An 8,796-nucleotide genomic window follows, 5' to 3' on the forward strand; every position below is an offset into this window, starting at 1 on the left:
CACCTCCTAACGTCTCAAATCTTTCACACTAATAAATTTAATATTACCTTCACCGCTATCTGATACTACTTTATGCATGATATCTGTATAAGTATTAAGTAATGCTGCAAAACCATCAATTTTACGATATCTGTTCTGTTTAGATGGTAGCCAGTTACCATTTCTGTCTAATTTCAACTGTACATTGTTTATGTACCATCTCATTAAGGGGTTGTTATTGAAGATAACTTTGCCATCTAAAAACATTTCTTTTAAGTCTTTCAATGCCGGACTTAATGTCAACGCGCCTTGTCTTACTTCTTCCGTTTCAAAACCGTAGTTCTTTAATTCTTGGTTTAATTTATAGGCATTAGCTCTGTCATAACTTATTTTCTCAACAGAATGATGTTGGTTGATTTTCAAAATCCAGTCATACACATCGTTGTAATCGATATAAGGTGTGTTTTGAATAGTTAAGTAACCTTCTTCTTCCCAAGCTCTATAAGGAATCTTTTCATTTGAATATTCAACCTTGTGCTTTGGTACCCATGAATGAGTTAAAACAGCTATCTTACCGTTGTCTAATGCAAAAGTTGCAACAGCTGCTGTAAAGTCTTCCGTTTCTGATAAATCATAACCAATAGTACAAGGCAGCCCTTCCAATTCGTTTAAAGCTATTACCTCATTGTTTTTCTTAACTGTGTCATGATTTAAGAAACTCATTTCATCATTGTTTGCAAAAATGTTAAATCGTTTAGTGACAAAGTCACTTCTTTCAGCTGGTGTTCTCTTAGCTTTTTCCCACTCTTCTTTCATTTCTTCGATATCAATAGAAACACCTAAGTTAGGATTAGCTTTAATCCAATTTTCAGGATCGTTCATATCATCGTCATCATCTAAAGAAGCCAAATAATAAAAAGTACGTTCGTCTTCAATAATGCCATCTAATACATCACGACCCGCTTCTACCATATCTACGAGTGGTCCATCTAATTGCGTACCTGCTGTTGTAATATAAATTAACAAAGGTTGTAATCTAGAAGCTCTTGAGTTCTTAATTACATTTAGCAATCGATAGTCTTTAAATTCGTGTATTTCATCGAATATGCCCATATGCGTATTCAAGCCATCAAGTTTTTCACTATCAGAAGCTTGAGGCATGATTTTAGATATAGTCGCATCATAATGTATTTCATCTCTTAAAGGTCTGAAATTTTTTCTTAATTGGGGACTAGCTTTAATCATTGCTTTAGATTCATCAAATAAAAGTCTTGCTTGTTTCATGACGTTGGCAAGTAAATGTATTTCTGCACCATTCTCTCCATCTTGTGAAACACCGAAGTTGGCGACACCCGAAATAGTCGTGGTTTTACCGTTTTTACGCCCCATGAATATAAGCGACTCTTTAAATCTTCTAAGCTTTGTTTCTTTATGCACCCAACCAAACATGCTACCTATAATGAAATGTTGCCAAGGTTGTAAAATCAATTTAGTTCTACTTCCTTTTGACGGTCTACAAAACTTTTCAATGAAACGAATAGGTTTATGACCTAATTCTTCATCAAAAACCCATTTACTATCTTTTTCTAGGTATCTTAAATGCCTTTCACATTCTTTTCTTACATAAATACTCGTTTTAATATTTCCTTGTACTACTTGATTGGCATACCAAGTTGTAAGCAGTTTTGGTGAAGGTTGATTCAATACTTTAATAGTCACCAAAACCACTCTCTTCCTGTACAACTTTTTCTCTTTGTGCAGCAGTTAGCCCAAGTGACTTAAGCAAGTTATTTAAGGTCTGCACTGTCTTTGTTAATTCAATACTTAGGGGGTTTTTAACGATGTTACTCGCCCCTGCTTTGTTTGTATGCTCCATCATTAACTCTGAATTTTTTAATTCATCTCGTAATCTGCAATAAAATTCATAAGTTTCTATATATAAAGAAATAAGCATATCGTCGGATTCTTGGTAGTTGTCTAAATATTGTTTGAGTTTTTGTTTTGTTATTTTCATCTTGACCCCCCTTTCATGAAATTTTTATTCGTGTTGCGAGCGATTGCCCCCCGCCGGTTCCCGGCGAAAAAACTTTTTGGTCGGTGGGTAGGGGGCATAAAAAATATTGTATATTTTTTTATCTAAATTTTAATCACTCTTATATTTTTCTCATTTGATTTGTCGTTGTCATTCGCATGGATTTTATTGTGACAGCTATAACAAACAGACATCAGATTTTCTAATTGAAGTGCTTTACTGAAATCATCATCAACGTAAATGATATGATGAACAATCTTTGCATCAGTTATTACTCCTTCTTTTAAACACATCTGACATAGGTTATTGTCACGATCTAGTGCCATCTCTCTTAGCTTCTTCCATGCTTTAGAATGATAGAACCAATCATGTTCATAGCTTAGTCGACCGTGTCGTCTTATGCTGTTGTGTCGTGTCATCTACTATTCTCCTTATGAGTTAAGCTCATTAGTCTAGATACATATAGATCACCAATGGTTATGACGTATGAGTTATATGTACTAACTCATATGAGTACATCATCATGACTGTTAACTTAAAGGGGAAAGTATTATTGATTCATGTGATGATACTCATATCAATTGGCATACAAAGAAAGACACACCACTAAGTGATGTGCCTACTTATAATATAGTATTGTTATTTATACTAAGTCACTGGTCAATAGCGCCTATCCTATATGGATATTATATAACATAGTATAGTCATATGAATAATAGTGTACGATGTGTACGATTCGTACGATGTGTCTGTTATTGTTTATTCATATATACATCAGTGATAGCATCTATCCTATTGTATAGATTATCTTTACTTATCTGCATAAGTACCATGATTCTATTCTTACTCTCACCCTGCTTAAGTAACTGTAGTATGTGGTAGTTCTTATCATTGGTTATGTTATGCTCATACTCATCAATGAATGCTACCTTCTCTATAAGCTCCTGTGTCTTGCGTCTATCCTTATCATTACGTATCACTCTGACTAGCACCTTATCTCCAGTACCACCTTGGCCTTTAGGCATAGCTGACTCTATACCATACTGCCCAATAGATGTACTATCATACTCATACACTTGATGGTCAATGAGTCGTCTCATCCAGTGGTAATCGGTTATTAATTGTTTCACTTCAGTTGGTGTGTACATATGTTACCTCCAGGTTATTTATAATTATGCTATCTATTAATGATAGGTTGTAGTATACTTAATATAATTTTATTAGATTGGTGGTGAGAAACGGTATGCATTTTAATATTTCTAATCGTTTTAAAAGTCTTCTTGGTTCTGGGAAAACGCTATACATTTATTTAAATAATGGTGAAAAAAATGAAGTGACAGGTAATGTCACTCATGAAGACGGTGAAGTTTTTGAATATACAATACCTCAAGGTAATTTATCTACAGAAGTGGTTATTTTTAAAAATCAAATCGTTAAAATCGAAACAAAATAATCAACTTAAAGGGCGAGTTATCGCCCTAGTATTATTCCTTAAATCTCTTCCACTCTTGCATAGCCTTCTCAATATCTTCATCACTGGCCATATAAACAATTGTATATTTCAATGCTGCTATTTGGTCATTCTTAACATAGTTTGATATGAGTAGGTATAGTGATGTAAGTCCTAATAGTACTGATATAATTATCCACATTACTTATCCTCCTCATAATCTTTCGGCTGATCTATGTCATCATTTGCCTGTAATTTAATAATGATTGCATTCGTAACGTATTTGCTTAGTTCGTAAAGTGCTATGATTAGTAATGTTTTAAGTATTTTCATTGGTCACTGTCCTCTCTCTATTTGTTACCTTTCGATAACGCTCTACTAATAGGACCGTTATTAAAACTAGATGGTACTACTTGTAATAATCCTTTAGGTTTCTTTGCCATCTCCAACGCCTCCTCCTTACTCTCTGCCTCAATCACAGTGTATGATTCATTATCACGTGCTTTAGTTACATGAGTGAAAGGGTGACCGGTTGAATCTGTTAGTGTGCGTATTAAATACTGCATATCATTAACACCACCAATAAAATTATTAATATTACATCTGCTGCAAAAATGAAGTATCTATATGGGTATAAAATACGTTTTAGCCAACTCCAAAACGGTTTAAAGAAACCAAGTACAAAATTCCCTATTCTAGTTAAACAAGATTCAACAATATTTGCGAAACCTTCCCATATTTTCTTCATACACTCACTCCTTAAAATATTTATCAATTAATTTTTTCAACTCTGCTTGTTCTGCGTTTAGTTGCGCATGATCTACTTCCTCATCTTCCGAATACTCGTCAATGTTAGTCACTTCGTACAACCATCTTTGATCTAAAAAGTAATTAATTAAATCTTGCTTGCTCTTAACGTCCAGTATGTTCTCGTCAATATCAGGATTGATAAGTTTACGTTCCCTTTCTCTTTTCTCGCTAAGTTCTGCGCGTAATTCCATGCCTTCTAATATCCATTCGTATTCTTCTGGAGTATTGTAATACACTTTGTAACCTTCAGGTCTTTTTTCTTGCGGAGTATTTTCCCACATTTTCTTAAACTTCTTAATGTTTTCATCAGTATTCATTACCATTATCCACTTTTCTTCATGGCTGAAAGAAATTATAGGCGTGCGTTCAATACGTCGTTTTTCTGATTCGATAAAATCATACGTCCACATCCACACTCACTCCTTATTAAGTAACTCTTTGATTTTTTGAAGTATGTCTTTATCATACGTACCCTTTGTCTTTGTCTGCTGTTCCGTCTTGTCTTGCATGATTACGCTCCATTTTCTTTTTGTATGCTTTGATTAGTTGGTCGATTGTGTAGTATTGAATAGCTAACCCGAAAGGCAATGCTAAAATGTATGCTCTTGATGTGTTGTCATTACGAAACACAGTATCAGTAATACCAACTAACATCATTTTTGTTATTTTGAAATTAGCAAAATCAAATTCTCCATGTGGCTTATTATCTTTTAAAACAGCATCAACGATAGATTCAATTAAAATTTCATCACGTTCCTGTTGGTTTACAATACTCAATCCAAACGCCAACATATCTGCCAATTCATCTAACTGAACATCTAAAGGTTTACCTGGATTTTTCTTCCAATTCTTGAACGTTTCTAATGTGTTAAACCATTCAAAAAATTCAACCACATATGCTACTTTGCTATCCTGTAAATTAAGTGTTGGTATTCTACTGTCAAAGTCCTTTTGTATTTGTAATAATTCTTTTAATTGATCTACTGTAATTGTGTTAGTCATTTTGTTTGTCCTCCGTAAATTTAATATATTTGTTACACACTTCTTTAATGTAATCCTCTGCATACGATCCTTCTCTTAACACAGCTTTTAATTGAGGTAAGCTGTATGCAAAACCTAAATACTGGTCGCTATCGAAACACTGTTCGCAAGTTTCTAATAAACTCTCGTCATAATCTTTTGAAAAATATACTCCACCCATATGATGTTCATAAACATGTGCCATCTACTCGTCCTCCAATTCTATTTTTCAATATATTTTAGTCCAAATTTCCAACCATAAGAATTTCCTGATTTTATATTTATCTCCTATTTTATAATCATCAGCATTAAATTCGTATTTAGAAATCTTTATATATTTTCTTTTCCTTGGATCTTTAAGACAAACGAGGATTATCGTCATACCCGGTCCACTATAATCATAGTCATATTTAGATATTTTATATTCCATCACTACTCATCCTCCAAATCGCTTTTAAACATCTCATCTATTCCATAGCCTTTTGCATATCTATAATGTACTGTATTGTAATTTAAATTCAGTAACGTGCACCATTCTTTCAACGTACGCTCTACACCTTGATATTTTATTAATACATTGGTTTCTCTGTTATTCGATTGTGTTTTTACATCAACCCATCTACAGTTTTCCGGTGTATAGTTGCCGTTGTTATCTATTCTATCTATAGATAATTTTTCATCATATCCATTTTTCATAGCCCATTCCTTAAACTCTAAATAGTTATCAACCCATTCATCACAAACCTTTATACCTCTGCCACCATATCTATTAAAATGAGTTTCTGTTTCAATAGAACATCTTCTAATCATGTTTATCCATATTCTATAAAGTCTTTTTTTGGAATCTCCATGTTTAATATTCTGAGTACATCCACAAGATTTAGTTGTTCCTTTTTGTAAATTATTACCGATTGTTACAAATTTGTTTCCACAATGACAAACAACTTCCCATTTAGCTTTCTTATGTTTATCTTGTCCAAAATAATCAATTACTTTTATACCGTTAAATGTTTTTCCAGTTAAATCCTTAATTTTCCTCATATCAATCACTCATTTCTATGTTTGAAAGTAAGTTGCTAAATTCGTTTGTGCCGTCCTTTTCATCCATTGCTAAACCTGTACGTTTAATTTGTTCTACCATTCCAAACTCATAACTACCTTGTAATTCTCGGGCAACTTCAATTTTGTATGGATATTCTCTTAACAATTTTTCTTTTAACGTCTGCCATGCGTCTTTATATTCTCTATCTTTCATCGTCTGCACGCTCCTTGATGATATATCCCATCATCATAAAAAATTCATCACTTGGTATTTCATCTTTTTGTGGATAGAATTCAACTAATTTGTCAAACGCCTCTGCTTTGCGATAGACTTCTTTTAGTTCTGCTAATAACTCATTATTGACGTTTCTACCATCTCTACTTGCTCTAAAAAAAGCATCATTTATTCTTTGTTCGTATTTATACGCCATCTAATCACCCTCCTCAATCCCTAATCCATCCAACTTCTCTCTAAAATACTTATACGTGCTGCTCGATGGTTTGTTTCCGATGTGTTGGGAGAACTCGTTATTTAACGCTTTGTGTTGTTGCCACTGTTCAAAGTAAGTGTCAGATTGTAAACGTAACGCTTTGTTTTCTTTATCTAAATCATCTACTGTATTCATAAGTAAGGCATTACGTTTTTTAAAATCATGATTCTCCCGTTCCAACCTACTAACCTTTGCTTTATACCAAGATAGATCGTCGATAAGGCTGTTTCGTTCTGCTTTGTATTGGTCACGTTCTTGAATTATTTCATACATGTTGCTAATCACTCGCCATCACTCCTTTAGTAAATGTGGGTGTTCGTAAATATTGCCTTTTACTTCAAACGGTTGTTTTGCTCCTATAGTAAATAAATAATATAATCTTGTTTCGTCACGGTAGTTAAAACCTCCACCTGACCATTTGATGTAACCCAATTCTTTATTTTTATTCTCAACTACATCACCTTCAAATATCTCTACACCATTCTTATCTTTAAGTCCTGTGGATTGGAGGAGTATAACATCCTTAAAATCTGCTACTTCCATGTATTTTTCATTTTCATATACAATCTCTTCATATTTATAATTAATATCTTGTACATCTACAATGATTCCTGTTCCTTTCAAATATGGTCTTTCTTTTAAATACGCTCTAAATTTAATCATCTACTCAACCAATCTCCCATCACGCCAGATTAAAGTCATTGTGTAGTCGTCGTTTAAGATGTAAAAGGCAAATGATTTAAAATCACTTGAGTTTTGAGAATCAACATTGCTATATATATTACTATTTTCATGTATTGTGATTTTTTCTTGTTTATCGATAATTTTATAAATTTCTACTAATTTTGGTATCACCGTATCTTCTGTAATTTCTTCCTCGACTTCGACTGTGAAAGTTTCTTCCGGAAAAAATGTTCCGATTAAAAATTGTATTGCACCACCGCGTGATAATGTTACTGTATTTCCCATATTTGAATTTGCTGTATAATTACGATATCCACTTTTCAATAGCCACTCAATCAACTGTGGTAAGTTTTTCTGTACTTTACGTTTAATCTTCATTCCTTAACCCCTCCATTACTTTCCTGTTATGTTCCTTGTCCTCTGGCAACACTGCTACTGTAAAGCTGCGTGAATTCATAGATTTCAAGAATCCGCGTAATCCGTAATACTTTAATAACTGTGCCATTTCCACTGTGTTCATCCCACCAGTGTTATATTTGTATCGTATGTTGGTTGTGTTTGATAACTGCATTACTTATCCCAATTCTCAAACGCACGCTCGATATACCATTTAGCTTTAGCCACATCTTCTTACCGTTCTTATGAGGACTGCGTGCAAGATACTTAATAGCATTGCCAATGTGATAAGCTACATTAGGATTGTAGTGTTTTGTTACCTGCTCTATGAAATTTATCACTTCTATATCACCGTAGTTATAATGTGAAGGGTGGTTGACTGTGTCGTTTCGCTTACGTTGTTGTAAGTTGTTGGATTGGCTGTGAGATATAATTTCTTCATTTGGGCCAACTGTTGAATTACTGTAACTATATATCTTACCTGGATTAAGCGTGCTCACGCTCTCCGTCTTACTCTCTATAAAGTTACTCCACAAATCAAAGTAGTTATTGTCTGTTATTCCATATAAGTCACCGGTCACATTAATAATGGCTTCATTCTTACCATCTTCGTTAAATATAATTTCATCCACACGCCCCACAACCGTCATCCCTCCGCTGTATTCATTCTTGACAATATCGTACGCGACAATGTCATACACGATTACGTAATCATCTAAGTTCAAATCTCTAATCTTCATTAACTCCACCCCTTGAACATTTGATTCCAAGTATTGTCAAACCAGTATGGGTCTCTACACTTCGCATCTTCAATCATCTGTAAACGTTCCTGCTCTTTACGTTGTTTAGCATCTAACTTATCTCGTCTACGTTCCTCACGTTCTCTGTCCTCT

Annotated in this window: 21 protein-coding genes and 1 pseudogene; 1 reads left to right on the forward strand and 21 read right to left on the reverse strand. The window is 33.8% G+C overall.

The features are described from left to right. Positions 1-6: 6 nt before the first annotated feature. From L987_RS08900 to L987_RS08915, 4 genes are all read right to left on the reverse strand, one after another. Positions 7-1,698 carry a terminase large subunit gene (locus tag L987_RS08900; RefSeq protein WP_047504317.1) on the reverse strand — a complete coding sequence of 564 codons (1,692 nt, stop codon included), beginning with the start codon at positions 1,696-1,698 and terminating at the stop codon, positions 7-9. After that, positions 1,688-1,993: a P27 family phage terminase small subunit gene (locus L987_RS08905; RefSeq protein WP_047504212.1), complete on the reverse strand. Its 306-nt coding sequence runs from the start codon at positions 1,991-1,993 to the stop codon at positions 1,688-1,690. Before L987_RS08905 ends, L987_RS08900 begins: the two co-directional genes overlap by 11 nt. Before the next feature lie 122 nt (positions 1,994-2,115). Beyond that, complete coding sequence (locus tag L987_RS08910; RefSeq protein WP_047504215.1) at positions 2,116-2,430, reverse strand: HNH endonuclease; 315 nt, start codon at positions 2,428-2,430, stop codon at positions 2,116-2,118. 333 nt (positions 2,431-2,763) lie between these two features. Then, positions 2,764-3,159, reverse strand: coding sequence for a hypothetical protein (locus tag L987_RS08915; protein WP_047504218.1), 396 nt, complete (start codon positions 3,157-3,159; stop codon positions 2,764-2,766). A 95-nt stretch (positions 3,160-3,254) separates the two neighbouring features. On the opposite strand from L987_RS08915, the gene L987_RS08920 reads away from it, so the two are divergent. Next, a complete protein-coding gene (locus tag L987_RS08920) occupies positions 3,255-3,464 on the forward strand; it encodes a hypothetical protein (protein ID WP_047504220.1) in 210 nt (69 codons plus the stop codon). Positions 3,465-3,495: 31 nt separating this feature from the next. Here L987_RS08920 and L987_RS13745 read toward each other — a convergent pair whose 3' ends face one another. The 17 genes and pseudogenes from L987_RS13745 to L987_RS13755 all read right to left on the reverse strand — a co-directional run. Continuing rightward, the gene (locus L987_RS13745) at positions 3,496-3,663 is read right to left on the reverse strand and encodes a DUF1514 domain-containing protein (protein WP_156105210.1); all 168 of its coding nucleotides are present in this window, start codon (positions 3,661-3,663) and stop codon (positions 3,496-3,498) included. Next, positions 3,663-3,794, reverse strand: a complete 132-nt coding sequence (gene rinB, locus L987_RS13750; protein WP_156105211.1) for a transcriptional activator RinB — start codon at positions 3,792-3,794, stop codon at positions 3,663-3,665. The genes L987_RS13745 and rinB overlap by 1 nt, the downstream gene beginning before the upstream one ends. A gap of 17 nt (positions 3,795-3,811) precedes the next feature. Beyond that, positions 3,812-4,027: a DUF1381 domain-containing protein gene (locus L987_RS13300; protein ID WP_052190984.1), complete on the reverse strand. Its 216-nt coding sequence runs from the start codon at positions 4,025-4,027 to the stop codon at positions 3,812-3,814. Then, on the reverse strand, positions 4,015-4,209 hold the full coding sequence (locus L987_RS08930) for a hypothetical protein (protein WP_047504223.1): 195 nt from the start codon (positions 4,207-4,209) through the stop codon (positions 4,015-4,017). Before L987_RS08930 ends, L987_RS13300 begins: the two co-directional genes overlap by 13 nt. A 4-nt stretch (positions 4,210-4,213) precedes the next feature. Next, positions 4,214-4,681 (reverse strand): hypothetical protein, encoded by a 468-nt coding sequence (locus tag L987_RS08935; protein ID WP_047504225.1) that lies wholly within the window; start codon positions 4,679-4,681, stop codon positions 4,214-4,216. A gap of 52 nt (positions 4,682-4,733) precedes the next feature. Then, entirely contained in the window at positions 4,734-5,273 is a 540-nt protein-coding gene (locus L987_RS08940) for a dUTPase (protein WP_047504230.1), read from the reverse strand. After that, a complete protein-coding gene (locus tag L987_RS08945; RefSeq protein ID WP_047504232.1) occupies positions 5,266-5,496 on the reverse strand; it encodes a hypothetical protein in 231 nt (76 codons plus the stop codon). Before L987_RS08945 ends, L987_RS08940 begins: the two co-directional genes overlap by 8 nt. A gap of 24 nt (positions 5,497-5,520) precedes the next feature. Then, complete coding sequence (locus tag L987_RS14170; RefSeq protein WP_231558586.1) at positions 5,521-5,724, reverse strand: hypothetical protein; 204 nt, start codon at positions 5,722-5,724, stop codon at positions 5,521-5,523. Next, a complete protein-coding gene (locus L987_RS08955; protein ID WP_047504238.1) occupies positions 5,724-6,332 on the reverse strand; it encodes a hypothetical protein in 609 nt (202 codons plus the stop codon). Before L987_RS08955 ends, L987_RS14170 begins: the two co-directional genes overlap by 1 nt. 1 nt (position 6,333) lies before the next feature. After that, the gene (locus tag L987_RS08960; protein WP_047504241.1) at positions 6,334-6,546 is read right to left on the reverse strand and encodes a hypothetical protein; all 213 of its coding nucleotides are present in this window, start codon (positions 6,544-6,546) and stop codon (positions 6,334-6,336) included. Further along, entirely contained in the window at positions 6,536-6,763 is a 228-nt protein-coding gene (locus L987_RS08965; RefSeq protein ID WP_047504245.1) for a hypothetical protein, read from the reverse strand. Before L987_RS08965 ends, L987_RS08960 begins: the two co-directional genes overlap by 11 nt. Next, positions 6,764-7,108 (reverse strand): hypothetical protein, encoded by a 345-nt coding sequence (locus L987_RS08970; protein WP_047504248.1) that lies wholly within the window; start codon positions 7,106-7,108, stop codon positions 6,764-6,766. Positions 7,109-7,114: 6 nt separating this feature from the next. Next, positions 7,115-7,486, reverse strand: a complete 372-nt coding sequence (locus tag L987_RS13305; protein ID WP_052190986.1) for a YopX family protein — start codon at positions 7,484-7,486, stop codon at positions 7,115-7,117. Next, positions 7,487-7,885 (reverse strand): hypothetical protein, encoded by a 399-nt coding sequence (locus L987_RS08985; RefSeq protein ID WP_047504250.1) that lies wholly within the window; start codon positions 7,883-7,885, stop codon positions 7,487-7,489. After that, positions 7,875-8,027 carry a hypothetical protein gene (locus L987_RS08990; RefSeq protein ID WP_156105212.1) on the reverse strand — a complete coding sequence of 51 codons (153 nt, stop codon included), beginning with the start codon at positions 8,025-8,027 and terminating at the stop codon, positions 7,875-7,877. The genes L987_RS08985 and L987_RS08990 overlap by 11 nt, the downstream gene beginning before the upstream one ends. Positions 8,028-8,077: 50 nt before the next feature. Next, a pseudogene (locus L987_RS14400) lies at positions 8,078-8,289 on the reverse strand (DUF3310 domain-containing protein); the annotation flags it as partial. 353 nt (positions 8,290-8,642) lie between these two features. Then, on the reverse strand, positions 8,643-8,796 hold a 154-nt coding region (locus L987_RS13755; protein WP_269429215.1), incomplete at its 5' end, for an SA1788 family PVL leukocidin-associated protein.

The sequence above is a fragment of the Staphylococcus sp. ZWU0021 genome (assembly GCF_000798895.1).
In the GTDB taxonomy this organism is placed as follows: domain Bacteria; phylum Bacillota; class Bacilli; order Staphylococcales; family Staphylococcaceae; genus Staphylococcus; species Staphylococcus saprophyticus.